The organism is Prevotella sp. OH937_COT-195, assembly GCF_003932845.1.
Classification (GTDB): Bacteria; Bacteroidota; Bacteroidia; order Bacteroidales; family Bacteroidaceae; genus Prevotella.
In genome coordinates this window covers 42,792-68,782 of sequence record NZ_RQZH01000003.1, presented here as the reverse complement: position 1 = coordinate 68,782, position 25,991 = coordinate 42,792, and the positions used below count along the sequence as shown (strand labels likewise).

Below are 25,991 nucleotides of genomic sequence, written 5' to 3'. Positions count from 1 at the left end.
TAATGATGGAGATTTGTGCTTTCGATTTCGACGGAACGCTTACCCGCAGCGACACTCTTCTCGGCATGATACGTCATCATCGAGGTATGGCAGGCTTGCTCGGCGTTCTTTTGTGGCATTCTCCGTTGTTGTTGCTAATGAAAGTCGGACTGTATTCCAACGGAAAAGTGAAGCGGAAAGTGTTCGACATGTGCTTCGGCGGAATGGCAGTCGCAGATTTTGACAACCTCTGTCGCGAGTATGCGGCAAAGCATCACGGAATATTGCGAACCAACGGCATGCGCTGCATTGACAACGCTCTGCGTCGCGGGAGCAAGGTTGTCATAGTAAGCGCGAGCATTGAAAACTGGGTGCGACCGTTCTTCCACGGTTACGAAAGCATAGAGATAGTCGGCACGAAGATAGAAACGGAAGACGGAAAACTCACCGGACGCTTCATTACCGAGAATTGTTACGGCGGCGAGAAGGTAGCCCGGTTGCTCGAACTATATCCCGACCGTAAGGCATATCGTCTCGTGGCATACGGCGACAGTCGTGGCGACCGCGAATTGCTGGCATTTGCCGACGAACGACATTACAAAGAGTTTGATAAGCAGGGGTGAGTGCCGACACCGCGAGACACCGGAATTTCGGAGACTGTTCCGTGATAATTGAACATGAAAAGACAATGAAGAAATATTTGAGAATGTTGAAAATAAAGAAAGAAGAGATGCCGCTCGTCGGTATCCTCCTCTCGATATTCGTCGTACTCCATATTCTTGTGGTGCGCCGTTTCTGGGAAGCATTCTCACCGTTGGGCAAAGATTATTGGTGGTTGTTTGTGGGGAAATTCGACATTTCGGGCTTCGACCCCATCACCTATTCCGTTCTTTCGCAGTGGTACACGCGCTATCAAGTATATCGTCATCCGCTACTCGCTTTCTTTGCATGGCTTCCCTCGCAAGTCAATCAATGGCTTATGTCGGTGCTCGGCATGAATCCCGTGCAGATAATGGTGGCTGTGGTTCTCGTGGTGTGTCTTATTTATAGTGCCGTTTTTCTGTTCCGCATATTCCGCGAGATAGTCGGGCTTGCGGTGTTCGACTCCACATTGCTCTCGCTTCTCACGTTCTCGTTTGCCTATATCATGCTTGCCTACATCTGTCCCGACCATTTCGCCTTGTCGATGATGCTACTTGTAGTAACGTTGTATGCCGCGGGCAGAAAGATGCAAACGGGCAATAAGTTCAAGATGTGGCAGACAATCGTACTTTTTCTCGTTACCTCCGGCATCACGTTGAGCAACGGTTTGAAAACTTATATCGCAGTTCTCTTTGCCAACAAACGTAGTTTCTTTCGTCCCCTCCACTTGCTTTTTGCAGTTGCAATACCTGCTGCCGCAATATGGTATTTTGCCGACTGGGAGTTTCATCACTATGTTGTTCCGCACGATATGCGCCGCAAACAGATCAAGGAGATACGTGCCGCCGCAGCCGAACGCAAGGCATACAAGTTGTTCTGCGACACCACTTCAATTACTGACACGGTACGCCGTCGTGCCGTTTTCGACTCCGTTCAGAAGGTAATGGAAAAGCAACGTCGTGCTCAGATGGCAAAGAAACCGGTCTTTGCTCATGCCGGCAAGCCCATGAGCAACGGTAAGTTTACTCAATGGACAGATATTTCCACCTCGCGATGGGACTCCGCGGTGGAGAACCTTTTCGGCGAATCGATACAACTTCACCGTCAACACCTGCTTGAAGACACGCTCCGCAAGCGTCCCGTAATAGTGCGTTACGATTGGCTGCTTAATTATATAGTGGAGGCTTTCGTGGTTCTTCTTTTCCTTGTTGGTATATGGTGCGGTCGCAGGAGCAAATTCTTGTGGCTCTGCCTTGTATTTATTCTTCCCGACATTGTCATTCACTTAGGTCTCGGCTTCGGCATCAACGAGGTTTACATCATGGCGTGTCACTGGTTGTTCGTCGTTCCCGTTGCGCTCGGTTTTGCTTTCCGGTCGGTTTCCGGTCGGCTACTTTTATCGCTGCGTGCCGCCACGTTTTTGCTCATGCTCTATCTTTTTGCGTATAACCTTTGGCTTACCACAGGCTTCCTGATATCCACCTGACGTTTTTTACAATCTCGGCATGGAGACATTGAAAGATAAAACCGCAAAAGGATTGTTCTGGGGAGCGATGAACAACAGCGTGCAACAACTGTTGGGATTTCTCTTCGGCATCGTCACGTTGCGCCTGCTCTCGCCTCAAGACAACGGCATGATGGCAATCATAGCCATCTTCTCGCAGGTTGCGACGGTGCTTCAAGACAGTGGTTTCCGTTCGGCTTTGGTAAACATAAAAGCCCCTTCCCACCGCGATTACAATGCAGTGTTCTGGTTTAACATCATTGTCGGAGTGACAATGTATTTAGTGTTGTTCTTCACCGCACCTCTCATTGCAGCCTATTACCACACTCCCGAACTCACATGGTTCAGTCGTTACGCTTTCCTTAGCATAATTCTTGCCAGTTTCAACACGGCACAGTCGGCATGGCTTTTCAAGAATTTGTGTGCCAAACAGCAGGCAAAGGCAGCCATGACCGCTGTCCTGCTGTCGGGGATAGTCTGCATTGTCATGGCATGGCAAGGCTTTGCCTATTGGTCTCTTGCCACGCAGGGATTGGTGTTCATGGGCGGATACATGCTTATGAACTGGCATTACAGTCCGTGGCGTCCCACTTTCCATTTCGATTTCCGCCCGATACGCGGCATGTTCCGTTTCTCGGTTAAGATGCTCGTCACCACTGTTGTGGAGCGTGTCAACGTCAACATAATGAACATTCTGCTCGGTCGCTACTTCTCCAAGCACGACGTGGGCATATACAACACTGCCTACAACTGGAGTCAGAAAGGTGCGTCGCTCGTTCAGGGAATGGTGGCGCAGGTGGCACAACCGGTGTTCTCCGGACTTCAAGACGACCGTGAGCGGCAGTTGCGTGTTCTCCGCAAGATGATGCGTTTTACCTCTTTCGTGTCTTTTCCGCTTATGTTCGGTCTTTCTCTCGTGTCCGAAGAGGTAATCGTAGTTGCCATAACGGCAAAGTGGCTCGACAGTGCCATGCTTTTGCGGATACTATCCATTTCGGCCGCTTTCAGTCCGTTGAGCACCGTACTGTCTCAATACATAGTGAGTCGTGGTCGCAGCGGCATCTATCTCGGCTGTACTTCGGCACTATGTGTCCTGCTCGCCGGCATGATGATACTGCTTCACGGCGAAGGCATCGGCGTAATGGTGTGGGCATACACCGTGCTTTTCGTGGCATGGTTCTTCGTGTGGCATCATTTTGTGAGCCGTCTGGCAGGCTATCGTTTTATCGACATGCTTGCCGATGTCGTTCCTTTCCTCGTTGCTTCCGTCTGCATCATGCTGCTCACGGGGTGGGCAACATCGTCTGTCGATACTCTCTGGCTGCGCCTCGTTCTGCGTTTCACGATCTCCGCCTCGCTCTATTTCGCACTGATGAAAATGCTCCGCGTCAAGATACTTGACGAGTGCATCGAATTTGTAATGCGTAAGATTAGAAAGTGATTTAGCCCTTTTTGCATTGCAATTCTGCCGATTTTACATTGCAATTTCGCCTGTTTTGTGTTGCAATTTCGCCCATATTGCGGTTCGGCAGTAATGTTTTTGTCGTTCTTTTGTGCATAACCGGCATGCCGTTAAGGCTTTTTGTGTAATGCAGAATGACAACCGATAAGAGTTACCGTTTGAGCAATTCTTTGATTACCGATGCCGTTTCGCTCGTGCATTGGCGAATGTTGTATAATCTCTCTGCCAGTTCTCTCCCTCTCTTTCCCATTTCTCGTGCCTCTTCGGGGTGTTCGGCAACGAAACGTATGGCGCGTTCCCACCCTGCCACGTCACCATAGTCAATGAGCAGTCCGCAACCTTCTGCCTCGATGTTCATGGGCAGTTGCGGGTTTCGCGAGCAGATTATTGGTATCCCGAGAGCGAGAGCCTCTACCACGGTGGTAAGTCCCACGGTATAGTTGGTTGGCAGACAGCAAATCGTGACACATGCCGCGCGGTTCACCTCTGCCGTAAGTTCATCTATCATCAGGCGGTTGTTGAACGTTACCTCTATGTTCTCGCGGCATTCCATGTTCCCGATAATCTTCTCGTAGTCGTTCCCGAGGTAACTCTTTATTGAGAAAATGCGCAACGGCAGACCGGTATTGTTGAATGCAGATATTAGTGTCGGCATGTCGCGACGCTCCATTCCCGATGAAACGAAATCTCTGCGTGTTTCCCGATGCTCGCGCATGAAACGGTCGTAGTAGTCGAGGTCGGCTCCCCAGTGTACCACCCGTATTCTTTCCGGACGACATTTTGCGGCACGCCCCGACATTTCTGCAATGGTGTCCGAGAACATCAACATGCGGTCGATGCCCCTGTAATATATGCGCGACACGCACTCTCGCAGCCAACCGCGGGCTTTTTTTACCGGCTGGTGGTGCCATATACATATCGGGTGGCTGTAGATGCCGAGTGCACGCAGCATGATAAGCAGTTCGAGACCGCGGTGAGACGACCCGTACAGCACGTCGTACCGCTCTTTCCGGCGCATCACCTGCCATGCCACACGCAACATTCGTCGCAGTCGGTTGTTCTCTTGACGATGTTTGTGCATCACAACGTCTATGCCGTTCTCTTCGAAAAACGTTGCTCCGTACAACAGATGCGAAGGATACCGCCCGCGTTTCCACTCGTTTATGATATGTTCTGCGTCCTGAGTATGATAGTAGTATATCTTCATTTGTTATTCTTGCCGGCTTAAAGTCGTTCCGACGTTTATCGGGGAAAAAACATTCCCGATGATATATTTCTCCTCCATGCTTGCAAAAATAACATAATTTTACGGAATGGCAAAGCGAATAATAAAAATAAAGACTTAACTTTGCATCTTGTATGAACAGGACTTACAATACGGGAGAGACCGACGAGAGCCTGCGCCGTGAATACAACCCGGAAGGCTCTACGATGCGCAATGCACAGATGCGCATGCTCGACATGCTGATATACTTGCAGAAGGCAGGGCGCGAGTGTGGTGTGCGACTGCGTCTCGACGGAGGTTCCGTGCTGGGAAGTCTGCGTCACGGAGGCTTCATTCCGTGGGACGATGATGCCGACATGGTGGTTGACCGGAAGGACTATGACAAGATTATTGCCTATCTCGAGCAACATCCGCATCCGCAATATGTTGTGCAGACAAACCGTACTGACAAAGGCTACTATAAGGAATGGGCAACGCTGCGCGACCTGCACAGCGAGTATATATCGCTCGAACCAGAGGGAAGTCGCGATTGGCGGTCGCATCAGGCTCTGCGATACAAGGGTTTGCACATCGACATATTTCCCTACGAGCCGTACATGATACCGTGGTTGCAAAGACTGGCGGCGAAATTGTCGTGCGTGGTAAACTTCGACCTTGCGGGGCGTTATCCGGCACTGGCGCAGGCGGGATACATGTTGTTGCACCATGTCGTGTTCCCCGTGTTCCGCATGGGGGGACGAGTGTTCGGCTCGCGCGACAGTTTCATGCACTCGTATGGCGCATGGTTCTACGAACAGAATCCGCGGAGAGCGATGCTGCCGCTGAAACCCATTGTGTTCGAAGGGCATACCTTCGACGGTCCTGCCGACCCGGACGAAATATGCCGGATAGCATACGGCAACTACATGAACCTGCCTCCGCGCGACAAGCGGAACAGACATAACACGGAGATAAGGATGTGGTAAAGCCGAGGGCACGGCATACTATTGTAACAAAATCTGTCAGACAATGAAAAAGAACATGAACATAGCAGCAATATTCGCAGGCGGTTCGGGTGTGAGAATGAACACCAAATCGCGCCCCAAACAGTTTCTCGAACTCAACGGGAAACCCATAATAATATATACACTCGAACTTTTCGACAATCATCCCGATGTAGATGCAATCGTGGTGGCATGTATTGAGGCGTGGATTCCGTTTCTGCAAAAGATGATTCGCAAGTTCGATATTACAAAGGTGGCTGCCGTCGTGCCCGGAGGAGAGACCGGACAAGACTCCATATTCAACGCTTTGGAAGAGGCTGAGCGCATTGCGGGCGACGGGGAGGCAACGGTAATGATACACGACGGGGTGCGACCGCTGATTACCGGACAGACAATTTCGGACAACATAAAAACCGTGCGAGAACACGGGTCGTGCATAACGTGCGTGCCGGCAACAGAGACATTCGTGGTGGAGCAGCCCGACGGCTCGCTCGAAATTCCCGAACGAACGGGTTCTCTCATTGCACGGGCACCGCAGAGTTTTGCTCTTGGCGACATACTTTCTGCCCACAGGCGTGCCATCGGCGAAGGAAGGCACGATTTCATAGACTCGTGTACGATGATGAGCCATTACGGCTATCCGCTCAAAACGATAATAGGACCGATGGAGAACATCAAGATTACCACACCGACCGATTTCTTCGTGCTCCGCGCCATGGTGGAGGTGCGCGAGAACCGGCAGATATTCGGACTTTGAGAATGGCAATGATACGGAAACTTTAAGTTATGGACAAGGATATAATAGAGAAACTGCGTGGCAGCAGATGGATTGTGACGGGGGCTACGGGACTTGTGGGGGCGTGCCTCGTGGATTTCCTTTCCGAACTGAACCGTCGGTATGCAACAGACATCGGCGTGACGTGTGCCGTGCGAAATGTGGCAAAAGCAGAGGCTATGTTCGACAAAACTGACTGCAAAGTTGACTGTTACGAGTACGACTTTGCATCGGGCGGAACGTTTTGTCCACCGCAGGAGGCCGATTATTTGGTGCATCTCGCATCGCCTACGGCATCCAAGGATTTTATCGAAAAACCGGTGGAAACGCTGAATACGTCATTTTTAGGGACACGACAGGTGCTGGAGTATGCCAAGAGGGCAGGGAAGAGGCTGAAAGGAATGCTCTACGTGTCATCGCTTGAGGTGTATGGCACGGTGTGGGACGACAGCGAACCGCTCACCGAAGACTGTCAAGGATACCTCGACCCGATGCAGGCACGCAGCAGTTATCCCATGGCAAAGCGAGCGGCGGAATGTCTCTGTCATGCTTACAATTCGGAATATGGAGTCAGGGTGATGACGGCACGCCTCGCACAGACGTTCGGAAAGGCGGTCGATGAAAACGATAACCGTGTCTTTGCGCAGTTTGCACGCTGTGCGGCGGCAGACAAAGACATAGTGCTTTTTACCGAAGGAGAACTGCGCCGGTGCTACTGCCACACCGAAGATGCCGTGGAGGCAATGCTTTACATACTGCTGCGGGGCGAAGGCGGAATGGCATACAACGTGGCAAACGAGGATGCGTACATATCGGTGAGAGACATGGCAGAGATGGTTTGCCGTGAGTTCGGCAAGAATATGAAGGTAAGGATAGAGCCGAAAGAGGGCATGGGATATTCGCCCGTGACGTATCTTCGGCTCGACACAAGGCGCATCAGGGCACTGGGTTGGCAGCCTCGGCATGACCTGAGACAAATGTTCGAGTCTGTTATATATAAGATATGAAAGTGCATTTCACGGATTCTCTGTTTAGGGTATATCGACGTTATGATACCGAAAAGTGGGAACACGAGCCGCGTTCGGCAAGACCCATATACGGCGTATATCATGTATATTGTATTGACGGATGGCAGAAACTCGTGGAACGGCAGGTGGAAAACTTGCGTAAAGACGGTCTGCTGGATGCCACGCAGCGGCTGTTCGTGAGTTGCATATCCGGCAACAAAGGCGACATTGACGAATTGCGGCGCATCATCGGCACTGCAAAGACAGAGTTGGTCTCGTTTACCGACGATGCGCAACGGTACGAATATCCCGCACTTGAGAGAGTGCTGGCACTGTGCAGGGAACAGGATTGTCTCGTGTATTATTTCCATACCAAAGGCATCAGTTACCGGTGCATTGACACCGATGACCGCCTCTTTCGCGGTTTCCAATCCAAAATAGAGGCTTGGAGAGAAATGCTTGAGTATTTTGTGTTTGCAAAGTGGCGCGTGGCGGTTAATGTATTATGCGATGGTTACGACCTTTACGGCTGCTACCGGTGGCCTCCGCGCAACCATAAAATGTTCTCGGGAAACTTCTGGTGGATAAATTCCGACTATGGAAAGATGCTCCCCGATTTCAATGCCGACGTGACGGCACACGATCGTTTTTACTCCGAGGTGTGGCCGATGAGCCGGGGCGGTAGAGTGTTCTCGGCTTTCGAAACCATCGCCGACTTATATTTCGTTCGCATGAGGCGCTCAATATATGCCTCCGCCACTCCCGGACTGTATGACAGAATTGCTTTTGTAGCCACTTACAACTGGCGCAAATTTCTGAAACATGCGTTCGGTTACAGTTACAAAAAACGTTGTCAGGCGCGTTTCCAGAAACTTAGGTAGATACCGAATGGAAAAAGACAAGCAGCCGGACAGGAATGATTCGGAATTAGGTAATACCGCTATTTTACAATGAAAGGAAATCACTATTTTTGGGTATTGCGGCACAGGTTGTTTTTTTATACCTTTGCGGTCGGATTAATAAAAAGTAATTTACATGGCAGGAAACAGTGGTTGTTGCCGTAGGGCAGGAACTTTGAACGGCATAAAGCGCAATACTCTGATAATGAGTGTTGCGCTTTTTTAAATGAATATGACTGAAAGATATTCGTTTTTGTTTCCTCGTCGCAGTGCTTTGAATGAATAATAAGAATGTAGGAAATGGATAATATCTCAAGACAAACGGGGAAATGCTGCCGCCGTAAGGCGTTGCGCATTCTTGTTACGGTGACGATGTGTCTGGCGTGTTTCAATGTCTCGCACGCACAGAGTGTTGTTTACGGAAAAATAACGGATGCCGTTACGGGCGATGCTTTGTTCGGAGCATCTGTCAATTTGGAGAATACAATGGTGGGAACGGTGTCCGATGTCGACGGGAAATATGTGATGCAAGTACCCGCAGGCATGAAAAAGCGGCTCAGGATAAACTATGTGGGATACAAAACGAGACTTGTCGGCAAAGGCATTTTAAACGGCAGAGACAGCATTCGGTGCGATATAGAGTTGTCGCCGTCTGCCCATCAACTGTCAGACGTGGTCATAGTAGGACACAACGAAGCGAGGAAACTGCGAGAGTCGGCAATGCCCGTGTCCGTGATTTCTGCAAACCAGTTGCAGGGTACGGCATCTTCAATAAATGATGTTATTGCCCGTACAGCCGGCGTTACGGTAAGAAACACCGGCGGTGTGGGCAGCGCGTCGCGTGTGTCGGTGCGCGGATTAGAAGGCAAACGCATGGGAATGTTCGTCGATGAGAACCCGCTGGGGCAGATGAGCAACTACATCACACTGAATGATATTCCGACGGATATGATAGAACGGATAGAGATATACAAGGGAATAGTTCCGTATAAATTCGGCGGGTCGGCACTCGGCGGAGCGGTAAACGTGGTGACGAAGGAGTATCCGCCGGTGTATATGGATTTCGGATATGAAATTTCTTCGTTCAATACCCATAAGTTCGATGCCGTGGTTAAGCGCACCGACAGCAAGAGCGGACTGCAATTCGGAATCGGAGGAGGCTATACTCGCTCTGACAACAACTACAAGATGCGCCTTCAAAACATTGACAACCGCATTGTGAAACGCAACCACGACAAGTATGGCAAACTGCTGTTGGGAGGCTCCGTGAAGGCTGTTAAATGGTGGTTCGACGAAATAAAACTCGAATTGGTGTATTCGAGAACGAGACAGGAGATGCAGGGTATCGACTTTGACATAAGGGAGGCGTACAATCACTCGTCGTCACTATTGGCGGGATTGACGCTGAAGCGTGACAATTTCTTGCTCCCGGGGCTGGACTTTGACTTTGATTTCAACTACAATGCAGGATGGTTCGGACTGTGTGACAAGGCCATGCACCGATATGACTGGGACGGGAAGGAATACCCGCCGGTGTCTTCCTACGGAGGAGAAGAAGGTTCTTTCCCTTCCGATGGGAAAAATCGTTCGCACGACTTTGCCACAAAACTAAACTTGAATTATATCATGGACGAACATCACTCGTTCAACCTTAATGTCTTCGGGAGCCACACCAAGCAAATGCCTAAGGACGAATTGATGGACAAGGCCTTGGGGTTTTCAGCCAATTTCCCCAGCAGGATGTCGAATCTCACGGTGGGACTGTCTTATGATTTGGCTCTGTTTGACGGGAAATTACAGAGTGCCACAACCGTGAAAAATTTCTTCTTCACTTCAAAGTCGAAGATGTTGCCCAATTACTATATCAGCAAACCGGTAGAGGCAAAGACCAACAAGGACTTTTGGGGTTGGAGCGAGGCAGTGAGGTATAAACTTACACGCGACCTGATTGTCAAGGCTTCGTTCAGTTCTGAGGTGCGAATACCGACTACCGAGGAACTCGTGGGCAACGGATATTCCATACTTCCGTCGGCATCGCTCGTGCCGGAGAGGTGCAACGGAGTGAACTTGGGATTGCTTTATCATAAGAACAATGCATACGGATTCGTGGAAGCCGAGATAAACACGTTCTTCAATCACCTGAAGGATATGATACGTTTCACGGCAGACATTATACCAACGATGGCGATATACAGGAATTTCGGCAGTGTAAGGACGCGCGGAATAGAGGCAGAAATGAAAGGAGACGTGCTGCCGTTCCTTTATTTTTATGTAAACGGAACATTGCAGGATCTGCGCGATGTACGCCGGACGCTGCCCGGAACAAACGTAGAAAACCCTACAAAGAACAAGCGCATGCCGAACATTCCCTACCTTATGGCAAACGGAGGACTCGACATTCATCGCGAGAACTTGTTCGGGGGAAAGCGACAGAACACGCGTTTTCTGTTCGACATGTCGTACATTCACGAGTATTTCTACGACTTCGAGATGAGCGTAAGTCAAGACAGGAAGATACCGACGATGCTTACCATGGATGCAAGCATAGAGCATAGTTTTATGAATAACAGGTGGACGGTGACGTTGAAGGCGAAGAACATTACCAACAGAGAGGTGTTCTCGGAACTCAACCGCCCGTTGCCGGGACGCTCGTTCGGTGTAAAATTAAGGTATCTTTTTAAGTAAGAATATTTTCATTACATAAATGTATAACTTTTAAAATCAATTATTATGAGCATTAAGAACATTATGCTGGCAGTATTGTTGGCTGCGTTACTAACATCTTGCGGCGGCGACAACGAGCCTGCACCTACGCCCACGCCTGAAGAACAGAAAGTGGCAAACATCATCTTCGCCACATCCGTGACAAACCCGGAGGGCAATTCGGGGAGTGTATATTTGCAGGCCATATCTAATCTCAACCCTGCAACGTACGATAACAAGAACAGTGTGCCGACGGGTTTCGGGGCAATACCTATTGCACTTGACAACGGACATATATATTCTTTCCCAGACTATATGGGAAACTCTAAGACAGAATTGAAACTGTATGAGCGCGACTTCAACAAAAAGTTAAAACTACTCGGAGCGATGAGCATACCCGCCGGGGCTTCGGCATGCAATGTTGTGGAACTGAACGACAAGAAAGCATATCTGAGTTGTCAGGGAATTGGGTTGGTAATCGTATTCGATCCTTCCACTATGAAGAAGACAGGGGAGATAGATTTGTCAAGTCTGGCACACGACAAAACCAGGGTTTCGCCAGCGGCAATGATCATACGCGACAATTACCTGTATGTGGCATTGTCGCAGTTCGACAGCCAATATATGCCGGTGGAGAACTCCGTGGAACTCGCATTGATAAATACCAAGACCGACAAATACGAGAAGACGATAAAGAATGCTTCCCTTGGAGTGAGCGTTCCCACCCGACCGATTGATGCAAAATCCATTTTCATGGACGAGAAAGGCGACATATATATCAGTTGTCTCGCTTCGTTCGGACTGAAACCGGGTTATAACGGGGGTATAATACGCATAAAGAAAGGTCATACGGAGATTGACCCTGACTATTGCATACGTTTAGACAACACCGTGATAGAGGGACTTTCAACGAAACATGCCGAGTATCTCGGAATGTTGTGCTATGACAAAGGCGGACTGTTGTATGCTTATGCCAACTCGTACGGTTTGGATCCCGAAGGAGCGAGCAAGCCTTACACTGCGATGAGCAACTGCCCCGTGGTTATAGATTTGTACAATAAGACCATCAAAGTAATAGAAGGCATGCCTGTTTCAAACCCGCACGGCATAGCGATAGGAAAGCATAAGGGGCTCATCGTGTTCGGAAGTGCCAACAAGGAGCACAACGGTTTCTATACATACGACACCGTTACGAAGAAAGTGGAAGGACCGGTTGTCAATGTACAAGGTTTCCCGTGCTTCTTCCATAGTTTTGAAAAATAGGTCAGAGTCTGAACATTCATGGCATCTTGATATGCAGATACGGAAGGAAAGTATAAGGAAGCGCATTATTATTATGGCGCGACAAGAGTTTTGCAGCAAAGGATTGAAGCGCACTTCGATGAAAGACATCGCATCGGCCTCAGGCATTGCGGTAGGCAATATATATAATTACTTCAAGAGCAAGAACGACATTTTTGTGGAGATATGCTCGCCTTTGATGAAAGCGCTTGACGATTTGGTCATGCAGGAGAACGGCAGCAGAAACCAAACCATCGACATGTTCTATGTCGTCAACTATCAAGATGCCATGATAACACGTTTCCTGCGTATTATAAAGGAATACAGACACGAACTGAGATTGCTCCTTTTCGAGGCGTCGGGTACGCCGCTGGAGGACTATTTCCGGCACTATGCCGCAAAGCAGGCGGCGGTAGGGCAGATGTATATAAGTGCCATGAAAGAGAAATATCCGCACATAAACGGCAACATTTCTCCATATCTCATCGAACTAAACTGTAATATGTGGTTCTCGTTGATGCGCATCGTGATACAGAACGAGAACATGAACAGTGAAGAATTGCAGCGTTTCGTTACCGACTACATAACGTTCAGCACTGCCGGTTGGAAAAAGTTGTTCGGAATATAGACCATGAAAAACTCCGGGGGTGGTTGTAAACCCTCGGAGTTTTTTGTATCGTTTCTTATGTCTTTATAATTTATTTCGATTAGGAATATCTCAATATCTGTCCCACTTTCACACGCATGTTCTTTCCTATGTGATTCAGTCGGCACAGACGTTCTATGCTTACACCGCGCTTGCGGGCAATGGAGTAGAGCGTTTCGCCCGTGGCAACCTTGTGGTAGCGCACATCGCCGCCGAACGAAGTCTGCCGACTTGCCTGCTGTTCCTGATTGTCGGGTTGTGTCTGTGCATACGTCCCTCTGTCATACGATGCCTCGCTCTTTCCCGCATTCTTGCCGCGCAGACGGTTTGCCATATCGCTCTCGCGGTCGTGTGAGTTGCGACGGAAGACATAGTAATCGTCCGTAACGTCCTGATTACGGAAATCGAACATCAATGCAGGGTTAAGCGCCACACCGCAAAGGCGTGTCTCGAAGTGCAGGTGCGAACCGGTGCTTCGGCCGGTGTTGCCTCCCAAACCTATCGGGTCGCCTGCCTGAACGTTTTGATTCTCGTTAACGAGATGCTTCGACATGTGACCGTAGATTGTCTCCAATCCGTTGTTGTGACGTATCACGACATAGTTTCCATATCCTTTGGCTTCGTATCTCACTATGCGCACCTTGCCGCTGAAAGCAGCACGAATGGTGTCTCCTATGTAAACTTTTATGTCAAGACCCTTGTGCATGCGTCCCCAGCGGCGACCGAAATTGCTCGTTATGACACGACTTGTTGTGGGCATGCAGAATTTGCGCAGGTCGATGCGGAAAGAGTCGGGCAGTTCTGTGGCGCGGTGTGCATATTTGTTGCTCCACTCGCTGTACAGTTTTGCCGAAGGATTTGTTGTCATTTCGCGTTCTGTAATACTGCGCAGCGTCACGGTGTCCACTGCTTTCATCTTACGGTCAATCGGTGCTTGGAATGCAATAATGTCCTGCGCCGTCATTGGTGCGGCGACAAAAACGAACATGGTTGTTGCAAGCAAGGCTTTTATTTTCTTTTTTAATCGCATAATCGAAGTTAGAGTTTAAACATAAAAAGAAGGGAAATACTCCTACCCGTAGAAGCGTTTGGCTGATAATAATGCCAACCTTTTTTCAAAATTTCGTTGCAAAGGTAAGAAAAATATTTTTATAATACGACTTGTGTTAACATTTTTATTGGTTAATTTACACTTTGTAATTGGTGGAGCGTGGGATATTTTGTTCAGCGTTAAAGGTTTGACACTCAACTTATGGCTCCCCAGTTAACGTTGTTTTTCCTTATCGCTGCGAGTCGTGCCCAAAGCATTCCGTTCTCCGGTTTGTTACATTCCGGGTCATTGTCTATTATGTGTTGTGCCTCGTCTCGTGCGAGTTGCACGAGTTGTCCGTCGCGTGCGATGTCGGCAATCTTAAGGTCGAATGCCATTCCGCTTTGCTGCGTGCCTTCAAGGTCGCCCGGCCCGCGCAGTTTGAGGTCGGCTTCTGCGATTCGGAATCCGTCGTTGGTGTCGCACATTATGTCAATGCGTTTCTTGGTCTCGGCAGAAAGTTTCCGCTTGGTTACGAGTATGCAGAACGATTGGTCGGCACCTCTGCCCACGCGTCCTCGCAACTGGTGCAACTGCGACAGTCCGAAACGCTCGGCGTTGAGTATTATCATTACCGAGGCGTTGGGTACGTTCACCCCCACCTCTATTACCGTTGTGGCTACCAATATCTGTGTCTCTCCGTTTACGAAACGTTGCATTTCCGCCTCTTTCTCCGCCGGTTTCATCTTTCCGTGTACCTTGCTCAGTCTCATGTCTGCAAATATCTCGCACAATTTTGTGTATCCTTCTTCGAGATTTTGCATATCCATTTTCTCGCTCTCTTTGATAAGCGGGAACACGATGTATGCCTGCCTGCCCTGCGCCACCTGCTGCCGTATTCCTTTATAAAGGCTCGTCGTTTGGTATTCAAACTTGTGTATCGTCTGTACCGGCTTTCGTCCCGGCGGCAGTTCGTCGATGATGCTCACGTCGAGGTCGCCGTACAAAGTCATTGCCAGCGTGCGCGGTATCGGTGTGGCTGTCATTACCAAAACGTGCGGCGGGTTTTTACTCTTGCCCCACAATTTTGCTCGTTGTGCCACCCCGAAACGGTGTTGCTCGTCCACCACCACGAAGCCGAGTCGCAGGAACTGTACCGCATCTTCTATCACGGCATGTGTCCCGACGAGAATTTGCACCTCGCCCGTGGCCAGTTGTTCGAGAGTTTCTTTTCTTTTCTTTCCCTTCACCATGCCCGTAAGCAGTTCCACCCTCACCGGCATGTCGCCGAGAAACTCTCTTATGGTGGCAAGATGCTGTTCGGCAAGTATTTCCGTGGGTGCCATTATGCACGCCTGATAATTGTTGTCGAGTGCAATGAGCATCGACATTAGTGCCACGAGTGTCTTTCCCGAGCCCACGTCTCCCTGCAACAGTCGGTTCATCTGTCGTCCCGATCGCATGTCTTGCCGTATCTCCCTTATCACTCTTTTCTGCGCCTCTGTCAGTGGGAAAGGCAGATGGTTGTGATAGAACGAGTTGAACGTTGTTCCAACGTGCGGGAACACATACCCCCGGTATTTCCGTCGTTGGTCTGAGACATATCGCAGAATGTTCAGTTGTATGTAGAAAAGTTCTTCGAATTTAAGTCTCTGTCTGGCATGGCTCATCTCTCCGGCATTCCCCGGATAATGAATGTGTCGCAGTGCGGTGTCTCGCGAGACGAGTCTCAGTCTGTTTACGATGAACGGCGGCAGCGTTTCGGGAATTTCCTGCGTGATGCGTTCCAACATGTTCTTCGTTATTTTCTCCACGGCATGCGATGTCATCCCCGCTTTCTTCATCTTCTCCGTCGTGCCGTAATATGGCTGCATTCCCATTGCCGACAGTTCAACATCTTTTGCCAACTCAATCTCCGGATGCACAAACCCGTATCGCCCTCCATACGCCGTCGGTCGGCCGAAAACGATGTACTTCGTGTTAACTTTCAGTCCTTTCGTAATCTGTTTGGCGCGTGCGAACCACACGACATCTACATATCCCGTACCGTCTGTGAAGTGTGCCACGATGCGTTTTTTGCGTACCCCCATGATGTATTCCTCGAAATCGAGAAACTCTCCGCATATTTGCACGAAAGGCATCTCGCCGTTCAAGTCGCAGATGCGGTATATTTTCGAGCGGTCAACATACTTGTACGGGTAGTATTCCAGCAGGTCGCCGAAGGTTTCTATTCCTAATTCCTTTTTCAGGAGTTCCTTTCGTTGCGGCCCCACGCCCGGAACATACATTATGTCTTGTTGAAAAATGTCAGGCATCGGGTAATTTGACGATTGAAGGTTTAAATTATGTAGATTAAAGGTATGGCATTTTGTGCCGCCTAACGAGATTGTTGCCGCATGGCAATTACTTCTGCGATGCACATGTCGAAGGGTGTTGTTATCTTTATGTTCTCGCGGTTCCCCTCAACGAGTGTTATGTCGTGTCCGAGCGACTCCACAACCGAGGCATCGTCGGTAAAGTCGTTGTTGTACTCTTGTCTGTATGCACGTTTGTGCAGTTGTATGTCGAACGCCTGCGGTGTCTGTACCAGTCGGTATTCCGCTCTCGGCACCGTTGCCGACGAGTTGTTGTCGCCCACATGTCGCAGCGTTTCTATCACTTCTGTCACCGGCACAGCCGAGCCTTTGCTCCGTGCCGTCTCGAAACATCTCGCAATGACCTCTGTGTCGGGGAACGGCCGCACACCGTCGTGCACTGCCACCACTCCTTCTGCATCGTCCGGTACGAGAGCCAGTCCGTTTTTAATGGAGTGAAACCTCGTCTCTCCTCCGTCGGCAATCTCGAGGTTCTCCGTGAAACCTTTCTCCTCACACAGTTGTTGCCAATATTTTTGCTGACTTGCCGGCAGCACGAGAATTATTTTCAGCGTGTCGCTGTACTCGCGGAATCGGCGTATGGTACGCATCAGTATCGGCATGCCTCCCACCGGCAGAAACTGTTTCGGCACATCGCCTCCCATGCGCAGTCCCTTTCCGCCGCCGAGTATTATCGCGTAATCTGTCGTTATTCCTCTGTTGTTTCCCATTTCATAGTATAGTGTCCGGCAATTTCGCCTGTTTTGGTTTACAATTTCGCCGAATTTGCAGAGCAAACCCGGCGAAATTGCTTTTTATTTCTTATCCTTTATCGCGCTGACGCATAATGCTCCGATTACGAGGAACACGCCTGCCACGATCATCATGTTGCTCTGCGACGAGCCAACGAGACTCAAAATGTAGCCTCCCACGAGTGCCGCGGCTATCTGCGGAACGCATATCGTTCCGTTGAATAGTCCGAGATATGCCCCCATGTGTCCGTAACCTTGCAATGCGTTTGTGACAAAGGTGAACGGCATGGCGAGCATTGCAGCCCACGCGCAGCCGATGAGCAGGAACGGGCCAATCTGCAAGTATTGGTCGTGAACGAACGGTATGAGTGCGAAACCTATGCCGCCCAGCACAAGGCTTGAAGCATACGCCACCTTCATGTTGCCGAAACGCGGCAGCACCATGGCCCATACCACCGAGCCCATTGCCTGTATGGCGTAGAGAATGCCTGTCCAGTTGCCTGCTATCTGATATGCCTCGGAGGTGGGGTCGGTTGTGTACCATACCGTTTCTGACACGGCATCGACAACGTATGTCCACATGTAAAGGAACGCGCCCCAGCAGAAAAACTGAACCAGTCCCACGCGCCAAAAGGTGGTCGGGGCGTTCTTCAGCAGTGTTATCCAGTTGGCACTCTCCTCTTTCTCTCCGCTCGTAGGGTTATATTTGCGGTACTCCTGCGGGTTCCACTCTCTCACTTTCAGCACAGTGTAGATTACACACAGTATCAATATTGCCGCTCCCACATAGAACGACCATATCACCGAGTCCGGCACTATGCCCTCGGGAGCCACGTTTTTCATTCCCACCCATGTGAAGAAGAACGGGAACACGAAGCCCACCACCGAGCCTGCGTTGCACAGGAACGACTGTATGGAGTACGCCTTTGCTTTCTGTTTCTCGTTTACCATGTCGCCGACGAGCATTTTGAACGGCTGCATGGCCATGTTGATGCTGGTGTCGAGCAGCATCAGTGCAATTAATCCGAATATGAGTGCCATTCCCACAGACATACCGAACGAGCCTGCGTTGGGCAGCATTGTCATCACTGCCACTGCCACCGCGGCACCCACGAAGAGATATGGTATGCGCCTGCCGAAGCGTGTCCATGTCTTGTCGGAGAGCGTACCCACTATGGGTTGCACCAAAATGCCCATAAGCGGTGGTAGGATCCAGAAGAAACTGAGCGAGTGCGGATCGGCTCCGAGTGTACGGAATATTCGTGATATGTTGCCACTTTGCAGTGCGTATGCAATCTGTACGCCGAAGAAACCGAAACTGAGGTTCCATAACTGCCAGAATCTTAAATTGGGTTTTTCCATTATTTGATTATTGTTTTATTGTTATTTTCTTTTATTTTGTCGTTCCTCTCACCACGAGTCGCGTTCTCACCACTTTCTTCTCCACCTTGTCTTTTGGCAGTGTACCCTCGACGTGCGCCACGAGTACATCGACGGCTTCTTCTCCCACCATCTGCCCTCGCTGCTCCACGGTTGTCAGCATCGGTTCGCATGCCGTGGCTCGCTCGCAGTTGGTAAATCCGCAGATGCTCACATCCTCCGGCACTCTCAGTCCCATGCGCTTTGCGGTATATAATATCCCGATGGCGGTGTCGTCGTTTATGGCGAAGAAAGCGTCGGGTCGGTCGGGTCGTGCGAGCACCTTGGTGGTCAGTATCTCTGCGTCTTCGCGGTTGTCGCATATAAATTCTATCGACTCGTCGGTCTTCAGTCCGTGGCGCAGCAGAGCGTCCCGGTATCCGTTGTATCGGTTTTTCGATATTACGAGTTTCATCGACGCGCCGTAGAATGCTATTCTTCGGCAGCCCGTCTCTATGAGGTGTGTCACTGCGGTGAATGCCCCCATGTAGTCGTCCACCACCACTCTGCTGGCGTTTATGCCTGTGCAAATGCGGTCGTAGAACACCATTGGTATCCCCATGTCGTTGAGTTTCTCGAAATGGTCGTAGTCAACAGTGTCTTTTGCCTGTGCAACGATTACTCCGCACACACGATTCTTTATGAAGTGTTCGCAGATGATTTTCTCGAGATCGCAGCGTTCTTCGCTCTGTGCCACGAGTATGTTGTATCCGCGGATCCTTGCTTGTTTCTCTATCCCCGACAGTATCGTCGAGAAGTAGTAATGCGCTATCTGCGGCATTATCACGCCGATTATGTTCGATGGGCGCACTCGGTTGTGACGCAGTTGCTCTGCGGTAAGGTTGGGATAGAAATTATGCTCTCTCGCGAATGCTTTGATGCGCTCTTTCTGCACGGTGCTTATTCGCGGACTGTCTTTCAGTGCACGCGAAACCGTGGCCACCGACACGCCCAGCTCGCGCGCGATGTCCTTCATCGTTATCGTGGTGTTTTCATTCGTTTTCATTGTGTTTTACCGACATTGCAGTTGCGTAACTGTTGCACAACACTTGTCTTTTCGGCTGCAAATTTATTTATTTTTTTCTATAACACACATTTATTATGTATCTTTGTGATCAGCATTTAATGCAAACGTTTGCGCATATAAATAGTAAAATATATTGTTAAAAAGAATGTTGTGTAGCATTTTTAAAACTAATTTTGCAAAATAAAAGAACCCTTTTAAGGGTTTGATTCAAACTAAAAGCACATATTGTGCCGTAAGCCTAAGAAAAATATAATTAAAATCGTAAATGATAATTTTTTTGTAAATCACTAACTTAAAAAAACAATGTAAATGATGAAGCAGGTAAAAGTTAGAATCCCAATGCGGGTTCTTGCCCTCTTGTTAGGGGTGTTCCTATCTGTCGGGGCCTTTGCACAGGGTAATGCCGTGTCGGGTCAAGTCAAGGATGCTGCCGGCGAGCCGGTAATCGGCGCCACTGTCCGTATCGACGGGCAGGCAGGTGGTTCGATTACCGATTTTGATGGCAACTTCACAATCGAAGCTCCGGTCGGGGCTACTCTCACTATTTCGTATATAGGTTTTCAAGAAACAAAAGTTACCGCTGCTCCGAACATGGTGATTACGATGCAGGAAGATGCGGCGCAATCTCTCAACGAGGTTGTGGTAATCGGTTACGGAGCAGTTAAGAAGAGCGACCTCACGGGTAGCGTGACGGCACTTAAGCCGGACGGAAAAAACAAGGGCGTGGTGGTAAGCGCGCAGGACATGCTCGCCGGTAAGGTTGCCGGCGTGAATGTAACCGTTGGCGACGGTACTCCGGGCTCGGGAGCGCAAATCCGTGTACGCGGAGGTTCTTCGCTCAGCGCAAGCAACGACCCGCTTGTCGTAATCGACGGACTGGCAATGGACAATCATGGTGTGGGCGGAGTGAGCAACCTGCTCGCATCGGTGAACCCGCAGGACATCGAGTCGTTCAACGTACTCAAGGACGCTTCTGCAACTGCCATCTACGGTAGCCGAGGCTCGAACGGTGTAATCATAATCACCACTAAAAAGGGACGACGCGGACAAAAACCGTCTGTGTCTTACTCGGGAAGTGCAACTATAAGCACCAAGCAGAAGACGATCGACGTGATGAACGCTGCACAGTATCGCGAGTTCATAGCCGGCATATTCGGCAAAAACAGCGAGCCGTACAGTTATTTGGGAACGGCAGACACCAATTGGCAGGACCTTATCTATCGCACTGCGGTGAGCCACGACCACAATGTGACACTCTCCGGCTCGGTGGGCAGCAATCTGCCTTACCGCATATCGGCAGGATTCACGAGTCAGCAGGGAATTTTGAAGACATCGGATTACAAGCGTGTTACCACATCGGTAAACCTCAATCCGTCGCTTCTGGACGATCATCTTGTACTCAACATTAATGCAAAAGGTATGTATGCCAAGTCGAGTTATGCCAACACCGGTGCCATAGGTGCAGCCGTTTGGTTCGACCCCACACAGGATCCGTACAAGTTCACGTCTCCTTTCCACAGAGGAATAAGCGGTCAGACGCTTTCCAATTTCGGAGGATACTACCAATGGGTGCAGGGAGGTTCTTCACTTAACGACAGCAGTTGGCCGAATACCATAATCGGTACGGCAACGAAGAATCCTCTGGCATTGCTCGACAGAAACCTCTGGGACGACAGAGCATACAACCGTCAGTTCATCGGCAGTGCAGACGTTGACTATAAAGTTCACGGCTTCGAAGACCTGCGCCTTCACCTGACACTCGGTATGGACATTCTGCAGTCGCGCGAAAACAAGAACGCATCTCCTGCACATGCCGACAATATCTATTTCGGCAACCATGGCAGCGAATTTAACCTGCGCCGCAACTATCAGTTGAGTGCCTATGCACAGTATTTCAAGGATTTCAACGAAAACCATCACTTCGACGTCATGGCGGGTTATGAGTACCAGAGATATTGGCGCAAGAATAATAATGATTATATTTCTTACTATCCCAAGACGAACAACGATCCCGCACTTGCAGGCAAGGCACGTCCTCACACTCCGTACAAATTCAAGTCTGAGCATTTCCTTGTTTCGTTCTTCGGGCGTGCCAACTACACATTGATGAACCGCTACATGTTCACTGCAACGGTTCGTGACGACGGCTCTTCGAAGTTCAAGGAACACTGGGCATGGTTCCCATCGTTCGCTTTGGCATGGAAAATCAAGGACGAGAAACAGTTCCGCAATATGGAATGGCTGTCTGACATGAAACTCCGTCTGGGATGGGGTATGACAGGACAGCAGGACGGCGACATCATCGATGACTACGGATGGGTGCCCACATACTCGCGCAACACCGGCACGAATGGTTTCTATCCGTTGCTGGGAGACGGCACGCTGTATCGTCCGGACAACTATAACGACAAACTGAAATGGGAAACCACAACGACATACAACATCGGTCTCGACTGGGGAATTCTCGACCAGAGACTCTCAGGTAGCATTGACTGGTACTACCGCAAGACCACCGACCTGCTCAACCGCGCACCGCTCGCAGCCTTGTTCGGTTTCACCAACGAGGGAGTGCAGAACATCGGCTCGCTGAAAAACACCGGTGTGGAGGCTTCTTTAAGGTGGAAAGCAATACAATCTAAGGACTGGTTCTGGACAATAGACTATAACTTCACATACAACAACAACGAGATTCTCAACCTGAACGGAGTTTCGGCTACCGGCGATCCGGTGGCAAACACCGACCGCAAGGTGGGACAGGGAACAACGATACAGGCAAACCAGACGGGATATGCCGCCAACTCGTTCTATGTGTATCAGCAGATATATGACAAAAACGGCAAACCCATAGAAGGTGCCGTGGTCGACCGCAACGGCGACGGCGAGATAAACGAGAAAGACAAGTACCTCTACAAGAGTCCTGCCGCTCCCTTTACTATGGGACTTGCATCAAGACTTGAGTATCAGAACTGGGACTTCGGCTTCTCTCTCCGCGCAAGCATAGGCAACTATGTGTACAATGATGTACTTGCAGGGGCATTCAACACAAGTCCTTCTGCGGTGTGGGCACAAAGTTCGTACATAGCAAACCGACCGCTGGCAGTGCTCGACTACAAATGGCAGCACGACGAACTGCAGAGCCGTTTGTCAGACATGCACGTAAAGAACGCCTCGTTCCTCAAGTGCGACAACATCACGTTGGGATACAGTTTCTCTAATCTATTTAAGTCGTCAAAGTGTAACGGAATCAACGGACGTATCTATGCCACCGCTGCAAACGTGTTCACGGTAACAAATTATGACGGTCTTGACCCGGAGGTTGCATCCGGACTCGACAATAACGTCTATCCGCGTCCGCGCTCGTTCATCGTTGGTCTGAACATCAATTTCTAATAAACAATCAATAAGACAAAAGTCATGAAAAGAATATTCAAACATATCTTGCCTGCCGCAGCAATGGCTATGGCATTCGGGTTTACGTCATGTATAGGCGATCTCGATGTTGACAAGAACGTACTCGACCCGAACAAGGACACCAAGTTCGAGGCGGAGGGCTTGTTCAACAAGTGCTATGCCAACCTCGCCATGGAAGGAAACGGCGGTGGCGGTACAACAGACATCGTGTATCCTGACGCAGGTTTCACCGGACTCGTGCGCCAAATGTGGAACTCCAACGAACTTACCACCGACGAAGCAATCTGCGGTTGGGGCGACGATGGTATCGCAACATTCATAGACAATGTGTATGACGCGTCACACCCGATGCTCGCAATGTACTATCAGCGTCTTGCTCTGGGTATAAGTTATTGCAACCAATATCTCAATGTGGCGGCAGACTACAATCCCACGATGACTGCCGAGGTACGTTTCGTGCGTGCATTGCAGTATTATCTTATGATGGACGGTTGGGGAAACATTCCTTTCGCCGAAAAGATAGAAAAGCCGGTACAGATTGAAAGAAAGGCTGCTTACGAGTGGTTGGAGAAAGAACTGCTTGAGATTGAGCCTCTGATGTCTGACGCGAAAGCCAAGAAATCAACCGATACGGGATATGGTCGTGCCGACAAGGCTGCCGCATGGTTCCTTCTTATGCGTCTTTACCTCAATGCAGAGGTATATACCGGAACACCACAATGGGAAAAGGCCGCCGAATATGCAAATAAAGTAATCACGTCAAGTTATCGTCTCAATACGAAAGGTGTAGATGTGTGGACTCCGTATCAAATGCTCTTCATGGGCGACAACGGAGAAACCGATGCCGCTTACGAGGCAGTATTGCCGTTGTATGCAGACGGAATAACCACTACACAGTATGGTTGCTCGGAGTTCCTAATCGCCTCTACTTTCGATGCCGACATGCACGCGAACCCGAAAGACCCCGCTGCCACTAACGGTGTAAACGTAGGTTGGTCGGGAAATCGTGCCCGCCCGAACCTCGTAAGGAAATTCTTCCCTGTCGGAGACGTTCCTCAGAAGGAGTCGTACGAGACTGCCGAGATAGCAGGAGACGACCGCGCTCTGTTCTGCGGAGTGAAACGTGAACTCGACAACATCAAGCGTGGCAACTTTACCGACGGTTATGCCGTGGCAAAGTTCACAAACTTCAAGACCGACGGCAGTGTGGGAAAGGATCCTACTTTTGCCGACACCGACTTCTTCTTGTTCCGCGTGGCAGAGGCTTATCTCGCATACGCCGAGGCAACGGCACGCATGAGCGGAGGCAACACCACCGCCGAGGGAACTAAGTGCATCAACGACCTGCGCAAGCGTGCTCATGCACAGGAACGCACCTCCGGCTCGTTCACGCTCGACGATATTCTCGACGAGTGGAGTCGTGAGTTCTACTTCGAGGGCATCCGCCGCCCGACACTTATCCGTTTCGGAAAGTTCGGAGGCAAAAATGGCTACAAATGGCAGTGGAAGGGAGGCTCTTTCGAGGGCAGAGACTTCGCCGAATACCGCAACATCTTCGCCATTCCGGCAAAAGATCTCGTGGCAAACGGAAACATGAAGCAGAACCCCGGATATAAATGATAAGTGGGTGTTCGGGATTAATTGACACATCTTGAACACCTGCCTCACTTACAACAAGTAATCATAAACGGGCGGAGAACGTTAACCAAACCGCCCTAATAAAAGGACAAAACAATGAACAAAACAATAAAGTCAATATTAATGCTGGTGATGGGTGCCTGCCTTTTCACCGCATGCGATGAGGATCGCGATTCCAACCCGACGGTAAAGAGTCCGACAACGTTCGTCCTCAACAAACCGGCAATATCCAACGCTGTCATCGATTTGGCAAATTCCGGAAAGATAAACGTGACTTGCTCGCAGCCGGACTACGGCTTCCCCGCAAACACAGACTACTCTCTCGAAGCATCGCTTAATGCCAACATGGAAGACGCTTTCGAAGTTGTCACTGCACAGAAGAGTGCGGTACTCGGCATCGATGCCGCTTCGATGGCAGCCACACTTACCGATAAGATTAAGGCAACAGGTAAAAACGAAGCCGATTTCCCCGTTAATGTAAAGGTGTATCTGCGTGCAAAAGCCGTGCAGGTAACGGCATACGGAACTGCCATAAAAGGCACGGAGATTATGTCGAACATAGTGGAACTCTCGCAAGTACTCGTAGAATACTCGCTTCCGCCCGTCAAGATACCGGAGCAACTCTATGTAGTCGGCAATTTCAACGGCTGGAAATGGGATACCGCACCTGCCATGGTTCCCGTACATAGTGCTCCGAACGTTTTCTGGCGCATGGTATGGGTAGACAATGTCGGAATTAAGTTCAACTCTGAAAAAACTTGGAACGACAATGTGGTAGAATACGACAAGGCGGTTGTAGGCGGCGAACTGGTCGGCGACATATTGAAAGGCGACAACGGAAACTTCAAGAGTTCGACCCCGGGTTGGTACTTGGTTATCGTAACCATGTCCGTATCCAACGGCAAGATAATATACAACGTCGATTTCAACAAACCCGAAGTGTGGCTCATGGGTCCCGTTACTCCCGAAGCAGGTTGGGCTGAGAAAGAAGAAGGATGCTCGTTTGAAGTACCTGCAACAAAGGACGGCGAATTTGTTTCTCCTGCCTTTGCACATGCCTCGAACGAGGATGCCGGTCTGCGTGCATACGTAAAAGTGCCCGGATTCGATTGGTGGAAGTCGGAGTTTATGGTGTTCAACAAGAAACTTGTTTACCGCGGAGCAGGCGACGATCAGGAACGCATCGTAGTGTCGGCCGGACAGAAACTATACATAAACTTCAGCAACGACACCGGTGACATTAAGTAAGAAACA

The 25,991-nt window shown here is 49.9% G+C and carries 19 protein-coding genes; 13 read left to right on the top strand and 6 right to left on the bottom strand.

Going from position 1 to position 25,991, the window contains the following annotated elements; all coding sequences use genetic code 11:
- Positions 1–2 precede the first annotated feature (2 nt).
- The 3 genes from EII32_RS02340 to EII32_RS02330 all read left to right on the top strand — a co-directional run bounded on the left by EII32_RS02340 (position 3) and on the right by EII32_RS02330 (position 3,566).
- Entirely contained in the window at positions 3–602 is a 600-nt protein-coding gene (locus tag EII32_RS02340; RefSeq protein ID WP_125233853.1) for an HAD family hydrolase, read from the top strand.
- A gap of 65 nt (positions 603–667) precedes the next feature.
- Positions 668–2,107 carry a DUF6080 domain-containing protein gene (locus tag EII32_RS02335; RefSeq protein ID WP_125233852.1) on the top strand — a complete coding sequence of 480 codons (1,440 nt, stop codon included), beginning with the start codon at positions 668–670 and terminating at the stop codon, positions 2,105–2,107.
- Between the two features lie 19 nt (positions 2,108–2,126).
- Positions 2,127–3,566 carry a lipopolysaccharide biosynthesis protein gene (locus EII32_RS02330; protein WP_125233851.1) on the top strand — a complete coding sequence of 480 codons (1,440 nt, stop codon included), beginning with the start codon at positions 2,127–2,129 and terminating at the stop codon, positions 3,564–3,566.
- Between the two features lie 172 nt (positions 3,567–3,738).
- On the opposite strand, the gene EII32_RS02325 is transcribed toward EII32_RS02330, so the two are convergent.
- Complete coding sequence (locus EII32_RS02325; RefSeq protein WP_125233850.1) at positions 3,739–4,794, bottom strand: glycosyltransferase family 4 protein; 1,056 nt, start codon at positions 4,792–4,794, stop codon at positions 3,739–3,741.
- Between the two features lie 152 nt (positions 4,795–4,946).
- Here EII32_RS02325 and EII32_RS02320 point away from each other — a divergent pair, with 152 nt between their 5' ends.
- The 7 genes from EII32_RS02320 to EII32_RS02290 all read left to right on the top strand — a co-directional run bounded on the left by EII32_RS02320 (position 4,947) and on the right by EII32_RS02290 (position 13,088).
- Positions 4,947–5,777: a phosphorylcholine transferase LicD gene (locus EII32_RS02320; protein ID WP_125233849.1), complete on the top strand. Its 831-nt coding sequence runs from the start codon at positions 4,947–4,949 to the stop codon at positions 5,775–5,777.
- Between the two features lie 55 nt (positions 5,778–5,832).
- On the top strand, positions 5,833–6,552 hold the full coding sequence (locus tag EII32_RS02315) for a 2-C-methyl-D-erythritol 4-phosphate cytidylyltransferase (RefSeq protein ID WP_125233939.1): 720 nt from the start codon (positions 5,833–5,835) through the stop codon (positions 6,550–6,552).
- Between the two features lie 29 nt (positions 6,553–6,581).
- A complete protein-coding gene (locus EII32_RS02310) occupies positions 6,582–7,577 on the top strand; it encodes an NAD-dependent epimerase/dehydratase family protein (protein WP_125233848.1) in 996 nt (331 codons plus the stop codon).
- Positions 7,574–8,458: a hypothetical protein gene (locus tag EII32_RS02305; RefSeq protein WP_125233847.1), complete on the top strand. Its 885-nt coding sequence runs from the start codon at positions 7,574–7,576 to the stop codon at positions 8,456–8,458. Before EII32_RS02310 ends, EII32_RS02305 begins: the two co-directional genes overlap by 4 nt.
- Before the next feature lie 318 nt (positions 8,459–8,776).
- A complete protein-coding gene (locus EII32_RS02300) occupies positions 8,777–11,161 on the top strand; it encodes a TonB-dependent receptor (RefSeq protein ID WP_125233846.1) in 2,385 nt (794 codons plus the stop codon).
- Between the two features lie 45 nt (positions 11,162–11,206).
- Positions 11,207–12,442, top strand: a complete 1,236-nt coding sequence (locus EII32_RS02295; protein WP_125233845.1) for a YncE family protein — start codon at positions 11,207–11,209, stop codon at positions 12,440–12,442.
- 31 nt (positions 12,443–12,473) lie between these two features.
- Entirely contained in the window at positions 12,474–13,088 is a 615-nt protein-coding gene (locus EII32_RS02290) for a TetR/AcrR family transcriptional regulator (protein ID WP_158611106.1), read from the top strand.
- Between the two features lie 79 nt (positions 13,089–13,167).
- On the opposite strand, the gene EII32_RS02285 is transcribed toward EII32_RS02290, so the two are convergent.
- From EII32_RS02285 to EII32_RS02265, 5 genes are all read right to left on the bottom strand, one after another.
- Entirely contained in the window at positions 13,168–14,136 is a 969-nt protein-coding gene (locus EII32_RS02285; protein WP_125233843.1) for a M23 family metallopeptidase, read from the bottom strand.
- Between the two features lie 215 nt (positions 14,137–14,351).
- Positions 14,352–16,556 (bottom strand): ATP-dependent DNA helicase RecG, encoded by a 2,205-nt coding sequence (recG, locus tag EII32_RS02280; RefSeq protein ID WP_255416441.1) that lies wholly within the window; start codon positions 16,554–16,556, stop codon positions 14,352–14,354.
- On the bottom strand, positions 16,514–17,221 hold the full coding sequence (locus EII32_RS02275) for a 2-C-methyl-D-erythritol 4-phosphate cytidylyltransferase (RefSeq protein WP_125233841.1): 708 nt from the start codon (positions 17,219–17,221) through the stop codon (positions 16,514–16,516). The genes recG and EII32_RS02275 overlap by 43 nt, the downstream gene beginning before the upstream one ends.
- An 84-nt stretch (positions 17,222–17,305) precedes the next feature.
- Positions 17,306–18,604, bottom strand: coding sequence for an MFS transporter (locus EII32_RS02270; protein ID WP_410524562.1), 1,299 nt, complete (start codon positions 18,602–18,604; stop codon positions 17,306–17,308).
- Between the two features lie 31 nt (positions 18,605–18,635).
- Positions 18,636–19,667 carry a LacI family DNA-binding transcriptional regulator gene (locus tag EII32_RS02265; protein WP_125233839.1) on the bottom strand — a complete coding sequence of 344 codons (1,032 nt, stop codon included), beginning with the start codon at positions 19,665–19,667 and terminating at the stop codon, positions 18,636–18,638.
- Positions 19,668–19,997: 330 nt separating this feature from the next.
- Here EII32_RS02265 and EII32_RS02260 point away from each other — a divergent pair, with 330 nt between their 5' ends.
- The 3 genes from EII32_RS02260 to EII32_RS02250 all read left to right on the top strand — a co-directional run bounded on the left by EII32_RS02260 (position 19,998) and on the right by EII32_RS02250 (position 25,985).
- Complete coding sequence (locus EII32_RS02260) at positions 19,998–23,078, top strand: SusC/RagA family TonB-linked outer membrane protein (RefSeq protein WP_125233838.1); 3,081 nt, start codon at positions 19,998–20,000, stop codon at positions 23,076–23,078.
- Between the two features lie 24 nt (positions 23,079–23,102).
- Entirely contained in the window at positions 23,103–24,719 is a 1,617-nt protein-coding gene (locus tag EII32_RS02255) for a RagB/SusD family nutrient uptake outer membrane protein (RefSeq protein WP_125233837.1), read from the top strand.
- A gap of 114 nt (positions 24,720–24,833) precedes the next feature.
- Positions 24,834–25,985, top strand: a complete 1,152-nt coding sequence (locus tag EII32_RS02250; protein ID WP_125233836.1) for a SusF/SusE family outer membrane protein — start codon at positions 24,834–24,836, stop codon at positions 25,983–25,985.
- Positions 25,986–25,991: the final 6 nt, after the last annotated feature.